Raw genomic sequence first — 16713 nt, forward strand, 5'->3', positions numbered from 1 at the left:
GGCGGAGGTGATCTCTGTTGCAGTGGGCGACCGAGGAGGGATCCCATGGACCGGCACAGCCCGGCCCGGACGCTGGTGCGCCTGGCCGCGACCATCGTCGTGGCCGGGGCGCTGGTGGCGGGTCTGCTCCTCCCGTGGATCGGCGGGCCGGCGGTCGCCGCCCAGCAGTCCACCGGCCTCCTCGGCGACCTGCCCACCGAGTTCACCGCCGAGGCGCCGCCCGGCAACACCGTGCTGCTCGCCGCCAACGGGGAGCCGATCACCTCCTTCTACGACGAGAACCGCGCGCCCGTGGCCTCCGAGCAGATCGCCGACGTCGTGAAGCAGGCGATGGTCGCCATCGAGGACTCGCGGTTCTACTCGCACAACGGCCTCGACGTGCAGGGCACCCTGCGCGCGCTGGCGGCCAACATCGCCGCCGGCGGCGTGGCGGAGGGCGGCTCGACGCTGACCCAGCAGCTGGTCAAGCAGACGCTGCTGCAGGCCGCCGACACCCCGGAGGAGCGCGAGGCCGCCACCGAGCAGACGGTGGGCCGCAAGGTGCGCGAGGCGCAGCTCGCGCTGGCGGTCGAGGACCTCTACACCAAGGACGAGATCCTCACCCGCTACCTCAACGTCGTGTACTTCGGCCAGAACGCCTACGGCGTGCAGCCGGCCGCCCGCGCCTACTTCGGCGTCGACGCCTCCGCCCTCACCCTGTCGCAGGCCGCGCTGCTCGCCGGCCTGGTGCAGAGCCCCACCGACGACGACCCGTTCCTCGACCCGGCGCCGGCCACCGCCCGGCGCGACGAGGTCCTCTCGCGGATGGCCGAGCAGGGCATGGTCACCGCCGCCGAGGCCGCGGCCGCGCAGGCCGAGCCGCTGGTCCTGGCGCCGGCGCCGGCGCCGCCGCGCGGGTGCGCGGAGGCCACCGTCGGGCCGTTCGTGTGCGACTTCGTGCAGCGCTACCTCGTCCAGGAGCTCGGCCTCACCCAGGAGCAGCTCGACGAGGGCGGGTACGTCGTCCAGACGACGCTGGACCCCGAGCTGCAGCGCGCCGGGGACGCCGCGGTGCTGAACACCCTGCCGCTGGAGGAGTCGCTGGCGGGCATGTTCACCGCCGTTGAGCCGGGCACCGGGCACCTGCTGGCGATGAGCGTCAACCGGAGGTTCGGATACGACCGCACCGACCGGACGCAGGAGTCCTACAACCTCAACGTCGCGCCCAGCCAGGGCTCCGGGTCGACGTACAAGGTGTTCGTGGCCGCCGCGGCGCTGGCCCGCGGGTACTCCTCCTACTACACGCTCACCGCGCCCGAGCCCTACGTCTCGCGGGTCTACTCTGGCCCCTGCCAGGGCCGCGACACCGACGGCCGGTACTGCGTGCGCAACGCCGGCAACTACCGCTCCACGCTGGACCTCACGACGGCGCTGTACCAGTCCTCCAACACCTACTTCCTGGCGCTGGAGGACGCCCTGGGCACCGTCGAGGAGCCGGTTCGCATGGCCGAGGCGGCGGGGCTGTTCCAGTTCAGCCCCCCGGAGCTGCCGCAGCAGATCATCGACGAGAACCGCGGCTCGTTCACCTTCGGCGCCGAGGCCACCAGCCCGCTCGCGCTGGCCAGCGCCTACTCGACGTTCGCCGCGAGCGGCACGCAGTGCGACGTCGTCCCGGTGACCGCCGTCCTGGACTCCACCGGGCAGCCGGCGGTCGGCGCCGACGGCGAGCCGCTGCCGGTGGGCGACCGCTGCACCCCGGAGGCGATCCCGCCCGGCGTCGCCAACACGATGAACCAGATGCTGCGCAAGGACGTCGAGCCCGGGAGCCCGGGACAGACGGGGTCGCGCGCCTACGTCCGCGGGCACCAGATCGCCGGCAAGACCGGGACGTCGCAGGACAACTTCTCGGTGGCCTTCGTCGGCTACACGCCCGAGATCGCCGCCAGTGTCATGGTCCTCAACCCCAAGGAGAACGAGGACGTCGGCGGCTTCGGTGGCGGCAAGGGCGCGACTATCTGGCGCGACGCCATGGCGCCGATCCTCACCGCCCGCGGCAGCGGGGAGTTCCCGCCGGCCGACGAGACCGTGCAGAACGGCAACACCCGCCCTGTCCCCGAGTGCCGCAACGCGTACCAGTGCGCCCAGGCGCTCCGGGACGCCGGGTTCTCCTCGCGCACCGTGCGCGTCGACGGCGACGAGCCGGAGGGGACCCTGCTGGGCACCAGCCCGCCGCGCGGTGCGCGGGCCGTCCCGGGCCAGGAGATCTCCATCCTGGTCAGCAACGGCAGCGACTACGTCGAGCCCGCCCCCGAGCCGCCGCCCGCGCCCGACCCGGCACCCGCGCCGGAGCCGGCACCCGAGCCCGAACCCGAACCCGAACCTGCGCCCGAGCCTGCGCCCGAGCCCGAGCCGGCCCCGGAGCCGCCGCCCGCCCCCGAGCCGGAGCCGGAGGCGCCCGACGCGCCGGCCGAGGGAGAGCCCGGACCCGCCGAGGGCGGGTTCCCCGGCGGCTTCCCCGGCCGGCCGGTGGGCTGACGGCGCCCGAGCCGCTCGTCGAGCGACTGCGTGAGCAGCCACCCGCTCAGCAGCACCAGGTGCAACAGGAACAGCCACAGCCCGACGGCGACCACCGCGCCGACCACCACCAGGCCGCCGAACGGGGCGCCGAGGTCCAGCGGCAGGGACAGGAACACCACGAAGCCCTGCAGGAAGCCCGACAGGCACGCCGCGGTGAACAGCGCGCCGCTGGTGAGCGCGCCCCAGCGGTGCCGGCCGCCGGCCACGACACCGAAGCCCCACAGCAGCGGCACGGTGAGGACGAACAGCACCGAGTAGTACCCGACGGCCAGGCGGCCGACCGCCGGCCCGACGCCGTCCTCGCGCGCCAGGTCGGCCATGACCCGGGCCGCCAGCAGCAGCGGGTACAGCAGCACGGGGGTGGCCACGACCAGCGGCAGGGTCAGCAGCCGGCCGCGCCAGCCGGTGAGGTTCTCGCGGCGCTGGCTGAAGCGCAGCAGCGCCCGGCGCAGGCCCTCCCCGTAGAAGGTCAGCGGGACCACGGCGAGCACGAAGCCCAGCAGGTCCAGCCGGACGCCGGCGGCGACCAGGCGCTCCACCGCCTCCGGCGCCCCCAGCGGGGTCGGCAGCAGCTCGGCGAGCCGGGCGGTCAGCGCCCGCACCTCCTCCGCCGAGGTGACCAGCGCGGTCAGGCGCACCGCGACCAGCAGCAGCGGTACCACCGCGATGCCGGCGTAGAAGGTCAGCCCGGCCGCGATCAGGGCGAGGTCGCGTCCCCGCAGCAGCCGCCGGGCGCCGGCCAGGACGGCCCGGGTCTCGGTGCGCAGCCGGGTCGCCGTCCACCTGTGTCCCGGGGTCACCCGCCCATGCCACCAGCCCCCGCGGCCGGGCGCCCGTCGGGGCCGTCCTCCGCCGCGGTGGTCAGTCGTCGGAGGTGTCGTCGGTGGTGGGTGCGTCGTTGCCGGGGTTCGGGCCGGTCTCCTGGCAGCTGGCGTCGTTCTCGTTGCTGGCGTTCTCGCCGCTGGCGTCGCAGTTCGTCGGGCCGCGCGAGAAGTCGGTGTTGTCACCGCAGGCGGTGAGCGAGCCGAACAGCGCGAGCACGAGGAGCGGCCGGGCCAGGCGCATCCGGGTGCGCATCCGGGTGGAGGAGGACATGACCCCCGTCCTGCTCGTCACGGAGCCGTCCCAAACGACCGGACCCGTTGCGGATCGTGAGGGCACATGTCACCTAAGTGGTCACACGCGGGGGATTGTCACGACCGGGGGACGCCCCTTACTCTCAGTGCGTCCAATGGGGCGCTCCGTCACCGACCTGGGTGACACCCCGAGGACGCCGTCGAGCCGGTCGCCCTCCTGGGGCGCCGGGCCGGGGACCCATCGCAGTCCTGGGGTGCAGCGCGTGTCCGCACGCGCCGGGCGAGTCCACGCCCGAACCCGTCAGCTAACCCGGTAGGCGGCCTGGGAAGAGGAGAACCGCCACGTGGCGTCCCTGCGCACGACCGTCCCCGGCATGCCCGGACCCGCCTCCCCGCACCGTCGTCCGCGGCGTCGCGCGGCGCTCGTGCTCGCCGGCGCGCTGGGCCTGGGCCTCGGGGTCGGCGCCGTCCCATCCTCGGCGCTGGCCGAGGAGCCGACGAGCGCGGCCGAGGCCGCGCAGCTGGTCGCCGCCCGCGGGCACGAGCTCGAGGCCGTCACCGAGCGGTTCAACGAGGCGCGCGAGGGGCTGGCCGCGCAGCAGGCCGCGGCCGAGGCCGCCGCCGCCACCCTCGCCGAGGCGCAGGCCGCCGTCGACGCCGCCCGCCGGCAGGTCGTCGGCATCGCCCGGTCGGCCTACACCGGCGACAGCATGGGCTCCCTGCAGGCCCTCATGACCAGCGAGGACGCCGACGAGTTCGTCAACCGGGTCACCCTGCTGCAGGGCGTCGCCGGCTACCAGGGCGAGCTGCTGGGCCGGGCGGCCGCGGCGACCGAGGTCGCCACCGCGGCCCAGACCACCGCCGCCGAGGCCGCCGCCGAGGCGCAGCGCCAGTACGGGGCCGTCGCCGCCCAGCAGGCCGACCTCGAGGCCCAGATCGCTGCCTACCAGGCCGACTTCACCCGCCTGAGCGCCGAGGAGCGGCGCGCCGCCCTCGAGGCCGCCGCCGCGGCGCACGCGGCGGAGGAGGGCCAGCGGGCCAGCCGGGACGGGGAGCGCGAGGAGCCCGCCGCCGCGGAGGCGCAGGAGCCGTCCGCCGCGGCCGCCCCGGCGGCCAGTGGCGTCGCCGGGGAGGTCGTCGCGGCCGCCATGGCCCAGCGCGGCAAGCCCTACGTCTGGGCGGCGTCGGGCCCCGGGTCCTTCGACTGCTCGGGCCTCACGCAGTACGCGTTCCGGGCCGCCGGGATCAGCCTCCCGCACTCCAGCCGCATGCAGTCGCAGATGGGCGCCGCGGTGTCCCGCTCCGCCCTGCAGCCCGGTGACCTCGTCTTCTTCTACAGCCCGGTCAGCCACGTGGGCATCTACGTCGGCAACGGCCAGATGGTGCACGCGCCCACGTCGGGCGACGTCGTCAAGGTGGCGAGCATCGACTCGATGGGCGGCTACGCCGGCGCCCGCCGCATCGGCTGAGGGAGGACCTCCCTGCCCCCACCGCTCGCACGCTCGCGGCGGGTCCCTGCAGGGAGGCCGTTCCAGCACGTCGCCCGGCTCACACCGCCGGGCGGGACCCCGCGAGGTCCTGCCGCGTTGGTCCCTGCGGAACCGCCCCCCGACGCCCGAGGACCACACCGATGAACCCCCGCACCGTCGCTCTCGCCTTCCGCGCCGTCGCCGTCGCCGAGGGCCTGTCCTGGGTGGGCCTGCTCGCCGGGATGTACGTGAAGTACGTCCCCGAGACCTCCGAGCTGGGTGTGCAGGTGTTCGGCCCCGTCCACGGGGCGGTCTTCGTCGCCTACGTCGTCGTCGCGCTGGTCGCCGCCCGGGTGCTCGGCTGGTCGCGGTGGACGGCCCTGCTCGCGCTGGCCGCCTCGATCCCGCCCCTGGCCACCGTGGTGTTCGAGCGCTGGGCCGGGCGGACCGGGAGGCTGCAGGCGCCCGCCCGCGCCTGACCTACGGTTCCGGGCATGCCCGAGTCCGTGCTGCCCGCCACCGCCCGCGCCCTGCTGGCCCGCACCGCGCGCGTGCAGCGCGACGGCCGCGCGCCGAGCCTGGTGGCCGGGGTCGTCCGGGACGGGGGGCTCGCCTGGTCGGCCGGCCGCGGGGACGTCGCCGGGCCGCACACCGACGTCCAGTACCGGCTGGGCTCGATCAGCAAGACGGTCACCGCCGTCGCGGTCCTGCGGCTGCGCGACGAGGGCCGGCTGCACCTCGACGACCCGCTGGACCGGCACGTCCCCGGCACGCCGCTGGGCGACCGGTCGGTCGGGCAGCTGCTGTCGCACCTGGCCGGCGCGTCCGCGGAGAGCCCCGGTGGCTGGTGGGAGCGGGTGCCCGGGGGGTCGCTGGAGGACCTGGCGCTGGGCGGCGAGGACGTCGTCCTCGGCGAGGCCCGGCGGTTCCACTACTCCAACCTGGGCTTCGGCCTGCTCGGTGAGCTGGTGGCGCGGCTGCGCGGGCGGTCGTGGGACGACGTCGTCACCGGCGAGGTGCTGCTCCCGCTCGGCATGACCCGCACGACGCCGCGCCCCTCCGGCCGCGCTGCGCAGGGGTACGCCGTCCACCCGTGGGCCGACGTCGTCCTGGCCGAGCCCGAGCACCACGCCGGGGTGATGGCCGCGGCCGGCCAGCTGTGGGCGACGCTGGCCGACCTGGCCCGCTTCGCGGCGTTCCTGCTCGGGGACACCGGCGACGTGCTGGACCCCGGCACGCTCGAGGAGATGGCGGTGCCGGCCGGCGTCGACCCGTCGTCGCCCGCCTGGTCGGCCTACGGGCTGGGGCTGCAGGTGCTGCGGGTCGACGGCCGGACCCTGACCGGGCACGGCGGCTCGATGCCGGGCTTCCTCGCCGGGGTCCTCGTCGACCGCGAGGAGGGCACCGGTGGGGTGTCGCTGGCCAACACCACCAGCGGGCTGGACCCCGGGCTGGTGCCGGGCCTGCTGGCCGACCTGCGCGCCGCCGAGCCCCGGGTGGCCGAGCCCTGGCGCCCCTCGCCGCCGCCGGTGCCGCTGGACCAGCTGGGCGTCTGGTACTGGGGCCCGGCGCCGTCCCTCCTGCGCGCGGTCGCCGGCGGCCTGCTCCACCTGGGGCCGCTGCCGGGACGCCCCGGGCGGGCGAGCCGGTTCCGCGGCCGCGACGACGGCACGTGGGTCGGCCTGGACGGCTACTACGCCGGCGAGGTCCTGCGGATCGCGCCCGACCACCTCGACCTGGGCACGTTCGTCCTCACCCGCGAGCCCTACGACCCCGACGCCCCCGTCCCCGGCGGCGTCGACGAGCGCGGCTGGACCTCGCCGGACAGCTGATCCGCCGAGATCACGTGATCTCGGCGCGGCGGGCCGCCCGTACGGTCGAGATCGCGTGATCTCGACGGGGAGGACGCCTACCGTCAGGGGCGGTCGAAGGCGTCCATCGTGGTCTTGACGACGGCGCCGTAGGCCAGGTGCGGCACGACGTCGCTGACCCAGTCGGTGGCCGACCACGTGCGCGGGTCGGTGATGCCGAGCACCGTCATGGGGCCGTTGGAGGCGACCAGCACGCCGAGCGTCGTGAGCAGCGTGCCCACCACCGGCTGCGACCGGAAGCCCGACGCCCGGGCCAGCCCGACCAGCGCGCCGACGCCGAGGCCCGCGACCAGCCCCGTGAGCGGTCCGAGACCCTGCACGCGGTTCTGCCGGTGCTCCTCGTCGCCCGGGATCGGCACGTGCGCCTTCCGCGCCAGCGCCTCCACCGTCTGCTCGGGCGTGGAGCTGGTGCCGCGCCCGCGGACGGTCATGTCCAGGTAGGTGACGGCGTTGAGCGCGGTGGTGCCGGCCGCGCCCGCCGCCGCCCCCCGCACCGCCCAGCCGAGCGTGCTGATGCCCCGCTTGCCCTTCCCGAACGTCCCCACCGGGGTGCGCCTGGCCATGGCGACCGCGGTACCCGTCGCGTCCACCAGCGCAAACGGCGCACCATGGTCGGGTGGACGACGCCGCCAGCGCCCTCGAGCGGGCCATCGACGCGCTGCTGGACGCCCGCCGTCCCGGGGCCACGATCTGCCCGTCGGAGGCCGCCCGCACCGTCGACCCGGAGGGCTGGCGGGACCTCGTGGCGCAGGCCCGTGCCGTCGCCGGCCGGCTGGCCGCGCGGGGCGAGGTCGAGGTCACCCAGCGCGGCGCGGTGGTCGACGTCGCCACCGCCCGCGGGCCGGTCCGGATCCGCCGGGTCAGTCGCTGACCGGCGAGGGGCGCTCCCCGGCCGCGATCTCGAGCAGGGGGTCGACCCGGTGGTCGACGTAGCGGCGCAGCGCCAGCGCGGTGTCGGTGCGCTCGACCCCCGGCAGGGCGAGCACCTGCTCGGTCAGCCGCCACAGGTCGTCGGCGTCGACGGCGACCACCCGCACCAGCAGGTCCGCCGCCCCCGACAGCGCCGTCACCTCCAGGACCTCCGGCAGCGCGGCGAGCGCGGCGGCGACCTCCTCGAGGCTGCGCTGGACGACCTGCACGGTCACGTAGGCGCCGAGGCGGTAGCCGAGGGCCTCGGGGCGCACGCGGGAGGCGAAGGGGGCGAGCAGGCCGCCGGACTCCAGCCGCGCCAGCCGTGCCTGGACGGTGTTGCGGGCCAGCCCCAGCTGCTGGGACAGCGCCAGCACGGTGGCCCGCGGGTCGGCCGTCAGCGCCTGCACCAGCCGCACGTCGGTGGCGTCGAGGCGCTCGGGGCCGGGGGGCACGCTGCTCAGTCTGGCACGCGCCGGCGCCTGCACGGTCGCATCCTGCTCAGTCCACCGCCCGGGGCTTGCGCATCCCGATCGGGGGGTGGTGTGCTCCCGAGCGGCCTGGGACGTGTCACGATGTGTGAGTGGAGCCACAACCCCGGCGCCACAGGACGTCCAGCACCGCGACCGGCCGGCGACCCCGGCAGCGCGGCCGACGGCGAGGAGCACCCGCGTGAGCGTGTCCAGCGCGACCACCGAGATGGTCGACCCCGTACCCGGGGCGGCCGCGCCCCACCTGCCGCAGCAGCCGGACCTGGTGCAGCTGCTCAGCCCCGAGGGCGAGCGGCTCGAGCACCCCGAGTACTCCATCGACGTCTCCGCCGAGGAGCTGCGCGACCTCTACCGCGACCTCGTGCTGGTGCGCCGGTGGGACGTGGAGGCCACCGCGCTGCAGCGCCAGGGCGAGCTCGGCATCTGGGCCTCGCTGCTGGGCCAGGAGGCCGCGCAGATCGGCGCCGGCCGGGCGATGGCCGCCGAGGACACGGCGTTCCCCACCTACCGCGAGCACGGCGTCGCCTGGACCCGCGGCGTCGACCCGCTGCACGTCATCAGCCTCTTCCGCGGCGTGGACAACGGCGGTTGGGACCCGGTGGCCACCCGCTTCAACCTCTACACCGTCGTCATCGGCGCACAGTGCCTGCACGCGACCGGCTACGCCATGGGCCTGCAGCGCGACGGCGCCGAGAGCGCCACGCTGGCCTTCCTCGGCGACGGCGCGACCAGCCAGGGCGAGGTCAACGAGGCGATGATCTGGGCGGCCAGCTTCTCGGCGCCCGTCGTCTTCTTCTGCCAGAACAACCAGTACGCGATCAGCGTGCCGCTGGAGCGGCAGTCCCGCGTGCCGCTGTACCAGCGCGCGGCCGGCTTCGGCTTCCCCGGCGTCCGGGTCGACGGCAACGACGTCCTCGCCGTCCTCGCCGTCACGAGGGCGGCGCTCGCCGCCGCCCGCGACGGCCAGGGCCCCACCTTCATCGAGGCGTTCACCTACCGGATGGGTGCGCACACCACCTCCGACGACCCCACCCGCTACCGCCTGGCCAGCGAGCTGGAGGAGTGGAAGCTGCGCGACCCGATCGCGCGCGTGAAGGCCTACCTCTCGCGCACCGGCGTCGCCGGCCCCGAGTTCTTCGACGCCGTCGAGGCCGAGGCCGACGAGCTCGCCGCGCGCATCCGGTCGGGCACCACGGAGATGCCCGACCCGCCGGGGACGGCGATGTTCGACCGGGTGTACGCGGAGCAGACGCCGCACCTGGCCGCGCAGCAGGCGCAGTTCGAGGCCTACCAGGCGTCGTTCGAGGGGGGCGGGCACTGATGACCGAGACGCTCACGATCGGCAAGGCCCTCAACCTGGGTCTGCGCCGCGCCATGGAGGACGACGCCAAGGTCGTGCTCATGGGCGAGGACATCGGCCGGCTCGGCGGGGTCTTCCGGATCACCGACGGCCTGCAGAAGGACTTCGGCGAGGACCGCGTCGTCGACACCCCGCTGGCCGAGGCCGGCATCCTCGGCACCGCCGTCGGGCTGGCCATGCGCGGCTACCGGCCGGTCTGCGAGATCCAGTTCGACGGCTTCGTCTTCCCGGCCTACAACCAGATCGTCACCCAGGTCGCCAAGATCCACGCCCGCTCCCGCGGCCGGCTGCCCATGCCGATCGTCATCCGCATCCCCTTCGGCGGCGGCATCGGCGCCGTCGAGCACCACAGCGAGAGCCCGGAGGCGTACTTCGCGCACACCCCGGGCCTGAAGGTGGTCGCCGTCAGCAACCCGGTCGACGCCTACTGGGGCATCCAGCAGGCCATCGCCCACCCCGACCCGGTCGTCTTCCTCGAGCCCAAGCGGCGCTACTGGGAGAAGGCCGAGGTCGACACCGACGCGACGCCCGGCCCGCTGTTCGCCTCCCGCGTCGTCCGCGGCGGCGACGACGTCACCGTGCTGGCCTACGGCCCGATGGTGAAGACGGCCCTGCAGGCCGCCGAGGCCGCCGCCGAGGAGGGCCGCTCGATCGAGGTCGTCGACCTGCGGACGCTCTCGCCGCTCGACCTCGACCCGGTGTTCGACTCGGTGCGGCGCACCGGCCGCTGCGTCGTCGTCCACGAGGCGCCGCTCACCCTCGGGCTGGGCGCGGAGATCGCCGCCCGGGTCACCGAGACGTGCTTCCACTCGCTGGAGGCTCCGGTGCTGCGGGTCGGCGGCTACGACACCCCGTACCCACCGTCGAAGCTGGAGGAGGAGTACCTCCCCGACCTCGACCGCGTGCTCGACGCCGTCGACCGGGCGGTGTCCTTCTGATGGGGCAGCTGCGCCAGTTCAAGCTCCCCGACGTCGGCGAGGGCCTCACCGACGGCGAGATCCTGCAGTGGCTCGTCAGCGTGGGCGACACCGTCACCGTGAACCAGCCGCTGTGCGAGGTGGAGACGGCCAAGGCCGCCGTCGAGCTGCCCTCGCCCTACGCCGGCACGGTCACCGAGCTGCTGTTCGAGGCGGGCACCACCGTCGACGTCGGCACGCCGATCATCACGATCGACACCGGCGGGGACGCCCCGGCGCCCGCGCCGGCCGGTGACGGCGCCGAGCCGGCCGCCGGCCTGATCGGCGGGGCCGCCCCGGGTGGCCGGACGGCGGTGCTCGTGGGCTACGGCCCGCGCACCACCGAGGCCCGCCGCCGCCCGCGCCGTGCGGTGCACGGGGTGCCCGCACCGTCGTCGTCCCCGTCCCCGTCCCCGTCCCCGTCCCCGGCCCCGGTCGGTGCCGACTACGGCTCGGGCGGGCAGGAGCGGCCCCCGCTGCTGGCCACCGCGCCGGACATGACCACCAAGCCGGTGCGGCACGGCGGGCTCGAGGTCGGCCGGCAGGCCGAGGCGCACGCGATCGCCGAGGGGGCGGCGCCGTCGAGCGCGGCCGTGCCCGGGCGGGGGCGGCAGCGCCCGCTGGCCAAGCCGCCGGTGCGCAAGCTGGCCCGCGACCTCGGCGTCGACCTGACCGCGCTGACCGGCAGCGGGCCCGGCGGGGTCATCACGCGCGAGGACGTCACCGCCGCGGCCGCCGGCCCGCAGGCCCCCGCCGTCGACCCGGCGCCCGACCTGACGACGGACCTGACGACGGACCTGGTGCCCGCCGTCGCGGCGGTCCCGTCGTCGGCCGTCCCGTCGCCGGGCGAGCGGGTGCCGGTCAAGGGCGTGCGCAAGGCGACGGCGGCCGCGATGGTGGCCAGCGCCTTCACCGCGCCGCACGTGACCGAGTTCCTCACCGTCGACGTCACGCGGATGATGAAGCTGCGCTCGCGGACCGCCGCCCGGCCGGAGTTCGCCGGGGTGAAGGTCAGCCCGCTGCTGTTCGTGGCGAAGGCGCTGCTGCTGGCGGCGCGCCGGCACCCGATGGTCAACAGCTCCTGGGACGAGGCCGCGCAGGAGATCGTCGTCCACGGGCAGGTGAACCTCGGCATCGCCGCGGCCACCCCGCGCGGACTGATCGTGCCCAACGTCAAGGGCGCCGACCGGCTCTCGCTGGTCGAGCTGGCCGCGGCGCTGGGCGAGCTGACCGAGACCGCCCGGGCCGGGCGCACCGCCCCGGCCGACATGACCGGCGGGACGATCACGATCACCAACGTCGGCGTGTTCGGCGTCGACACCGGTACGCCGATCCTCAACCCCGGCGAGTCGGCGATCCTCGCCTTCGGCGCCGTGCGCGAGATGCCGTGGGTGCACAAGGGGAGGATCCGGATCCGGCAGGTGACCCAGCTGGCGCTGTCCTTCGACCACCGGGTCGTCGACGGGGAGCTGGGCAGCCGGTTCCTCGCCGACGTGGGCACCCTGCTGTCCGACCCCCGGACGGCGCTCGCCTACTGAGCGCGGACAGCGGCCCCCGCCGGACGACCGGCGGGGGCCGCTGCGCCGTGCGGCGGGAGGGTCAGGCCCGCCGGGCGTCGAGCTGGCCGCGGAGCAGGAGCAGGCCGAGGCTGGCCAGGTAGGCGCCGGCGAGGATGCCGCCGCCCATCTGGGACAGGAAGATCGTGCACGGCATCACGAGCACGAGGAGGGCCGCCACGGGCCGCGGCACCCGGCCGGCGCGCCACAGCGACACGGCCAGGGCGACCGAGCCGAGGAACCACAGCGCGTTGGCCACCGTGGCGACGGCGGGGAAGAACGCCAGGTCCTCGCCGTTGACGGCGCTCGAGACCATCCCGGCGCCGAGCAGGACCGCGCCGGCCGAGGCCACCCGAGCACCCCACGGGCCGCGCGCCGCCGAGGCGAGGCGGGCGTGCAGGAGGGGCAGCGTCCACAGCACGACTGCGGTGGCGACGAGCAACCCCCGGGTGCGCGGCTCGATGGCGGCGAGGGTGTCCTGCGGGAACAGCAGCTGGGTGGTGCCGACGCCCGCGGACAGGACCGCACAGCCGAGCGCGGCGACCCCCGTGCGCCGGTCGGTGCCGGCGACCGGACGCCGGGTCGGGGGTGTCGGGCGGACGGGGGCGGACGCGGTGGTCACGGGTGCTCCTCTTCGTGGTGGGCCGGCCCCGGGCGGGCCGTCGCCGCAGAGCCTGCGGCCGGCCGCCCGTCCGCCACGTCGGCCTGCGGTCCACATCCGCGGGGCGGCGGGTCGCCGCCGGGTGTCGACGATGGTCGACACCCGACCGCTCCTGCGGGTTGACGCCGGGTGGGGGCCGGCCGACCTAGATTCGCGTCCGTGACCGCCCTCGCCGGCTCCGCCGGCCCGTCCGCCACCAGGACGCGGACCCCGTCGTGGCTCCCGTCGTGGACCCGGTCCTGGACCGCCGGCGTCGACCTCGGCATCGCCGGCGGGCTGGCCGCGTGGGGGCTGGCCGAGGTGGTCCTCGCCCCGCTGCCCCCGGTCGGGGGGACGGCGTTCGTCCTGCTCGCGACGCTGCCGCTGGCGCTGCGCAGCCGGTTCCCCGCCGCCGTCCTGGTGGCGGTGTCGCTGGTGGTCGTCGTCTCCTCGGCGCTCCTCAGCGGCACCGTGGGCGCCACGTTCACGCCGTTCCCCAGCCTGCTGGTGGGCGCCTTCACCGTCGCTGCGCGGGTCGCCGCCCTCCCGCTCGCCGCCGTCCTGGGCACGCTGCCGGTCCTGGCCATGGGCGCGGCCGGCCAGTTCGGCTACTTCGGCGCGGACGGGGCGGAGCCGCGGGCGCTGGCCATCGCCCTGTTCTTCGTGGCCGGTGCCTGGACCGGCGGCCGGGTCGTGCGCACCCGGGCGCTCGCCGCGCTGGCGGCCGAGCGGGGGTCGGCCGCCGCGGCCGGCGAGGCGGTGACGCTCGAGCGGGCCCGCATCGCCCGCGAGCTGCACGACGTCGTCGCGCACTCGGTCTCGGTCGTGGTGCTGCAGACCGGCGCCGCGGAGCAGTTCGTCGTCCGCGACCCCGACCGCGCGCTGGCGCACCTGGGGATGGCGCGGCGGACGGCGGTCGAGGCGATGCGCGAGATGCGCCACCTGCTCGACGTGCTGCGCGAGGGGCACCCCGACTACGCGCCGCAGCCGGGCATCGCGCGGCTGGAGGACCTCGCCCGCGACGCCCGCGACGCCGGCCTGCACGTCGACCTCGACGTCGTCGGGGAGGTCGACGGCGTGCCCGACGGCCCCTCGCTGGCGGTCTACCGGCTGGTGCAGGAGTCGCTGACCAACGTGCTCCGGCACGCCCCGGGTGCGCGGGTCGGCGTGCGGGTCGAGCGGACCGCGCAGGAGGTGCGGCTGCGGGTGCGCGACGACGGCGGCCGGCGAGCAGCGGGGACCCCGGCCGTCCCCGGCGGCGACCTCGCCGACGGCGGGGGCGGGCACGGCGTCCCCGGCATGCGCGAGCGGGTGCGGGTCTACGGCGGCTCGCTGACCGTCGGCCCGGTCGACCCGGCCGGCTGGGAGGTTCGCGCGGTGCTCCCGCTGGGGGAGGCGTGAGCGCGCCGCGCCCGCTGCGGGTGGTGGTGGCCGACGACCACGCGCTGGTCCGCTCGGGCGTCGTCGGCGTGCTGGAGGGCGGTGGGCTGGAGGTGGTGGGCGAGGCCGCGGACGGGCAGCAGGCCGTCGAGCAGGCGCTGGCGCACCGGCCGGACGTCGTCCTCATGGACGTGCGGATGCCGCGGACCGACGGCATCGAGGGCACCCGGCGGCTGCGCCGGCTGGCCGAGCCGCCGCACGTGCTGGTGCTGACCACCTTCGACCTCGACGAGTACGTGTTCCGGGCGCTGGAGGCCGGCGCGGCGGGGTTCCTGCTCAAGGACGCACCGCCGGACCGGCTCGTCGAGGCGGTGCGGACCGTCGCCGCGGGAGAGGCGCTGCTGGCGCCTGCGATCACCCGGCGGCTCATCGAGCGCTACCTCCAGACCCCGCCGTCCGTGCCGGGGCCCGACCCGGCCGCCGACCTCAGCCCCCGGGAGCGCGAGGTGTGGCAGCTGCTGGCGCAGGGGCTGTCCAACACCGAGATCGCCGCCGCGCTCGTCGTCACCGAGGCGACGGTCAAGGCGCACGTGACGCGGCTGCTGGCCAAGCTGGGGGTGCGCGACCGGGTCCAGGCGGTGGTGCGCGCCTATGAGAGCGGCCTGGTGCGGCCCGGGCGAGCAGGATGACCGCGTGACCGACCTCGACCGGCTGCTGGCCGCCGCCGCCCGCGCCGCACTGCCCGGCGGCGGCTTCGGGTACCTCGGCTCCGACGGCGCGGTGCTGCCGGACCGGCCGCAGGAGAGCTGGATCGTCGCCCGGATGACCCACGTGTTCTCCCTCGCGCACCTGCTGGGCCGCCCCGGCGCGGAGGAGCTCGCCGTCTCCGGCGTCGCCGCCCTGAGGGAGGGGCCGCTGCACGACGCCGCGCACGGCGGCTGGCGGGCCGCGGAGGACGACGGCACGAAGTCGGCCTACGTGCACGCCTTCGCCGTCCTGGCCGGCGCGACGGCGGCCACCGCAGGGGTCGACGGCGGGCGGGCGCTCCTGGAGGAGGCGCTGGACGTCTGGGACCGCCGGTTCTGGGACGACGCCGAGGGCCTGGGCGTCGAGGAGTGGACCGCCGACTGGTCGCAGCTGTCGGACTACCGCGGGGCCAACGCCAACATGCACGGCGTCGAGGCGACGCTGGCCGCCGCCGACGCGCTCGGCGGGGCGGACGCCGCCCGGTTGCGGCACCGCGCCCTGCGCACCGTGGAGCGGGTGGTGCACGGCTGGACGCGGGAGCGCGACTGGCGGCTGCCCGAGCACTTCACCGCCGACTGGACGCCGCTGCCGGAGCACAACCGCGACCGCCCGGCCGACCCGTTCCGGCCCTACGGCATCACCGTCGGCCACCAGTTCGAGTGGGCGCGGCTGTCCCTCCACCTGCGCGCGGCCCTGCACACCCAGGGCGGGGAGGACCCGCCCGGGTGGCTGCTCGACGACGCCGTCGCGCTGTTCGACGCCGCCGCCGGCCGGGGCTGGGCCGCCGACGGTGCCCCCGGGTTCCCGTACACGCTGGACTGGGACGACCGGCCGGTCGTGTCCGCACGCATGCACTGGGTGCTGTGCGAGGCGGTCGCCGCCGCGGAGGCGCTGGCCGCGGTCACCGGGGAGCCGCGGTACGCCGAGCTGGCCGCCGCCTGGTGGGCGCACGGCGAGGAGCGGTTCGCCGACCCGGCCACCGGCAACTGGCACCACGAGCTGACGCCGTCGGGGGAGGTCGCCTCCGGCACCTGGGCCGGGCAGCCCGACGCCTACCACCTGGCGCAGGTGCTGCTGCTGCGCGGGCGCCCGGTGCGGGGGAGCGTCGCGGCCGCCCTGCGCTGACCGGGGTGTGTCCTCCCGGGGAGGGAGGGGTAGGGCGACATCGACCGCTTCGAGACCCCGAGCGAGGAGGAGCATCCCCGTGGCCAGCGTGCAGGAATCCGTCGACGTCGACGTCCCCATCCGCGTCGCCTACGACCAGTGGACGCAGTTCGAGTCGTTCCCCCAGTTCATGGGCGGGGTCGAGCGCATCACGCAGATCGACGACACGCGCACCCACTGGATCACCAACATCGACGGCGTCAAGCGCGAGTTCGACGCCGAGATCACCGAGCAGCACCCCGAGGAGCGGGTCGCCTGGGCCAGCACCGGCGGTGACGCCAAGCACGCCGGCGTCGTCACCTTCCACCGCCTCGACGACGACAAGACGCGCGTCATGATCCAGATCGACTGGGAGCCGACGGGCGTGGTGGAGAAGGTCGGCGCCGCGCTGGGGTTCGACGACCGGCAGGTCAAGGCCGACGCCAAGCGGTTCAAGGAGTTCATCGAGAGCCGCGGCAGGGAGACCGGCGCCTGGCGCGGCGACGTCCCCCGCCCCGACCAGCGCTGAGCGCACCGGCCGCCACACGACGACGGCGCC

At 76.1% G+C, this 16713-nt stretch carries 16 protein-coding genes, 1 pseudogene and 1 riboswitch; of the genes and pseudogenes, 12 read left to right on the top strand and 5 right to left on the bottom strand.

What is annotated here, in order from left to right; translation table 11 throughout:
• Positions 1–45: 45 nt before the first annotated feature.
• Entirely contained in the window at positions 46–2514 is a 2469-nt protein-coding gene (locus BM165_RS13940) for a transglycosylase domain-containing protein (RefSeq protein ID WP_075014122.1), read from the top strand.
• A 23-nt stretch (positions 2515–2537) separates the two neighbouring features.
• Here BM165_RS13940 and BM165_RS13945 read toward each other — a convergent pair.
• A pseudogene (locus tag BM165_RS13945) lies at positions 2538–3356 on the bottom strand (YhjD/YihY/BrkB family envelope integrity protein); the annotation flags it as partial.
• Positions 3357–3417: 61 nt separating this feature from the next.
• The gene (locus tag BM165_RS13950) at positions 3418–3651 is read right to left on the bottom strand and encodes a hypothetical protein (RefSeq protein WP_075014123.1); all 234 of its coding nucleotides are present in this window, start codon (positions 3649–3651) and stop codon (positions 3418–3420) included.
• Between the two features lie 181 nt (positions 3652–3832).
• Positions 3833–3969: riboswitch (cyclic di-AMP (ydaO/yuaA leader) on the top strand.
• 37 nt (positions 3970–4006) lie between these two features.
• Between BM165_RS13950 and BM165_RS13955 the strand changes: the two genes are divergently transcribed.
• The 3 genes from BM165_RS13955 (at position 4007) to BM165_RS13965 (ending at position 6933) form a co-directional block, all read left to right on the top strand.
• Positions 4007–5101 (top strand): C40 family peptidase, encoded by a 1095-nt coding sequence (locus BM165_RS13955; RefSeq protein ID WP_075014246.1) that lies wholly within the window; start codon positions 4007–4009, stop codon positions 5099–5101.
• A 161-nt stretch (positions 5102–5262) separates the two neighbouring features.
• Positions 5263–5580 (top strand): DUF3817 domain-containing protein, encoded by a 318-nt coding sequence (locus BM165_RS13960; protein WP_075014124.1) that lies wholly within the window; start codon positions 5263–5265, stop codon positions 5578–5580.
• 15 nt (positions 5581–5595) lie between these two features.
• Positions 5596–6933 (top strand): serine hydrolase domain-containing protein, encoded by a 1338-nt coding sequence (locus tag BM165_RS13965; protein WP_075014125.1) that lies wholly within the window; start codon positions 5596–5598, stop codon positions 6931–6933.
• An 83-nt stretch (positions 6934–7016) separates the two neighbouring features.
• Here BM165_RS13965 and BM165_RS13970 read toward each other — a convergent pair whose 3' ends face one another.
• A complete protein-coding gene (locus BM165_RS13970; protein WP_177225194.1) occupies positions 7017–7535 on the bottom strand; it encodes a hypothetical protein in 519 nt (172 codons plus the stop codon).
• Positions 7536–7588: 53 nt separating this feature from the next.
• On the opposite strand from BM165_RS13970, the gene BM165_RS13975 reads away from it, so the two are divergent.
• The gene (locus BM165_RS13975; protein WP_075014126.1) at positions 7589–7843 is read left to right on the top strand and encodes a DUF3253 domain-containing protein; all 255 of its coding nucleotides are present in this window, start codon (positions 7589–7591) and stop codon (positions 7841–7843) included.
• Here the strand turns inward: BM165_RS13975 and BM165_RS13980 are convergent.
• Entirely contained in the window at positions 7833–8336 is a 504-nt protein-coding gene (locus tag BM165_RS13980; RefSeq protein ID WP_075014248.1) for an Lrp/AsnC family transcriptional regulator, read from the bottom strand. The genes BM165_RS13975 and BM165_RS13980 overlap by 11 nt on opposite strands.
• A 217-nt stretch (positions 8337–8553) precedes the next feature.
• Between BM165_RS13980 and pdhA the strand changes: the two genes are divergently transcribed.
• The 3 genes from pdhA to BM165_RS13995 are packed head-to-tail and all read left to right on the top strand — an operon-like array spanning position 8554 to position 12226.
• Positions 8554–9693, top strand: coding sequence for a pyruvate dehydrogenase (acetyl-transferring) E1 component subunit alpha (pdhA, locus tag BM165_RS13985; protein ID WP_244274225.1), 1140 nt, complete (start codon positions 8554–8556; stop codon positions 9691–9693).
• Positions 9693–10670 (top strand): alpha-ketoacid dehydrogenase subunit beta, encoded by a 978-nt coding sequence (locus BM165_RS13990; protein WP_075014127.1) that lies wholly within the window; start codon positions 9693–9695, stop codon positions 10668–10670. The genes pdhA and BM165_RS13990 overlap by 1 nt, the downstream gene beginning before the upstream one ends.
• On the top strand, positions 10670–12226 hold the full coding sequence (locus BM165_RS13995) for a dihydrolipoamide acetyltransferase family protein (protein WP_075014128.1): 1557 nt from the start codon (positions 10670–10672) through the stop codon (positions 12224–12226). The genes BM165_RS13990 and BM165_RS13995 overlap by 1 nt, the downstream gene beginning before the upstream one ends.
• A gap of 61 nt (positions 12227–12287) precedes the next feature.
• On the opposite strand, the gene BM165_RS14000 is transcribed toward BM165_RS13995, so the two are convergent.
• Positions 12288–12866, bottom strand: coding sequence for a hypothetical protein (locus BM165_RS14000; protein WP_075014129.1), 579 nt, complete (start codon positions 12864–12866; stop codon positions 12288–12290).
• 198 nt (positions 12867–13064) lie between these two features.
• On the opposite strand from BM165_RS14000, the gene BM165_RS14005 reads away from it, so the two are divergent.
• The 4 genes from BM165_RS14005 to BM165_RS14020 all read left to right on the top strand — a co-directional run bounded on the left by BM165_RS14005 (position 13065) and on the right by BM165_RS14020 (position 16683).
• The gene (locus tag BM165_RS14005; RefSeq protein ID WP_075014130.1) at positions 13065–14285 is read left to right on the top strand and encodes a sensor histidine kinase; all 1221 of its coding nucleotides are present in this window, start codon (positions 13065–13067) and stop codon (positions 14283–14285) included.
• On the top strand, positions 14282–14953 hold the full coding sequence (locus BM165_RS14010) for a response regulator (RefSeq protein ID WP_075014131.1): 672 nt from the start codon (positions 14282–14284) through the stop codon (positions 14951–14953). Before BM165_RS14005 ends, BM165_RS14010 begins: the two co-directional genes overlap by 4 nt.
• Before the next feature lie 4 nt (positions 14954–14957).
• Positions 14958–16136, top strand: a complete 1179-nt coding sequence (locus BM165_RS14015) for an AGE family epimerase/isomerase (protein WP_244274226.1) — start codon at positions 14958–14960, stop codon at positions 16134–16136.
• A gap of 79 nt (positions 16137–16215) precedes the next feature.
• A complete protein-coding gene (locus BM165_RS14020) occupies positions 16216–16683 on the top strand; it encodes an SRPBCC family protein (protein ID WP_075014133.1) in 468 nt (155 codons plus the stop codon).
• Positions 16684–16713: the final 30 nt, after the last annotated feature.

The sequence above is a fragment of the Geodermatophilus obscurus genome (genome assembly GCF_900115395.1).
Lineage (GTDB): Bacteria > Actinomycetota > Actinomycetes > Mycobacteriales > Geodermatophilaceae > Geodermatophilus > Geodermatophilus obscurus_B.

Coding starts and splice junctions, on each gene's coding strand:
- BM165_RS13940 (WP_075014122.1), top strand. CDS start 46: ATGGACCGGCACAGCCCGGCCCGGACGCTGGTGCGCCTGGCCGCGACC.
- BM165_RS13950 (WP_075014123.1), bottom strand. CDS start 3,651: ATGTCCTCCTCCACCCGGATGCGCACCCGGATGCGCCTGGCCCGGCCG.
- BM165_RS13955 (WP_075014246.1), top strand. CDS start 4,007: ATGCCCGGACCCGCCTCCCCGCACCGTCGTCCGCGGCGTCGCGCGGCG.
- BM165_RS13960 (WP_075014124.1), top strand. CDS start 5,263: ATGAACCCCCGCACCGTCGCTCTCGCCTTCCGCGCCGTCGCCGTCGCC.
- BM165_RS13965 (WP_075014125.1), top strand. CDS start 5,596: ATGCCCGAGTCCGTGCTGCCCGCCACCGCCCGCGCCCTGCTGGCCCGC.
- BM165_RS13970 (WP_177225194.1), bottom strand. CDS start 7,535: ATGGCCAGGCGCACCCCGGTGGGGACGTTCGGGAAGGGCAAGCGGGGC.
- BM165_RS13990 (WP_075014127.1), top strand. CDS start 9,693: ATGACCGAGACGCTCACGATCGGCAAGGCCCTCAACCTGGGTCTGCGC.
- BM165_RS13995 (WP_075014128.1), top strand. CDS start 10,670: ATGGGGCAGCTGCGCCAGTTCAAGCTCCCCGACGTCGGCGAGGGCCTC.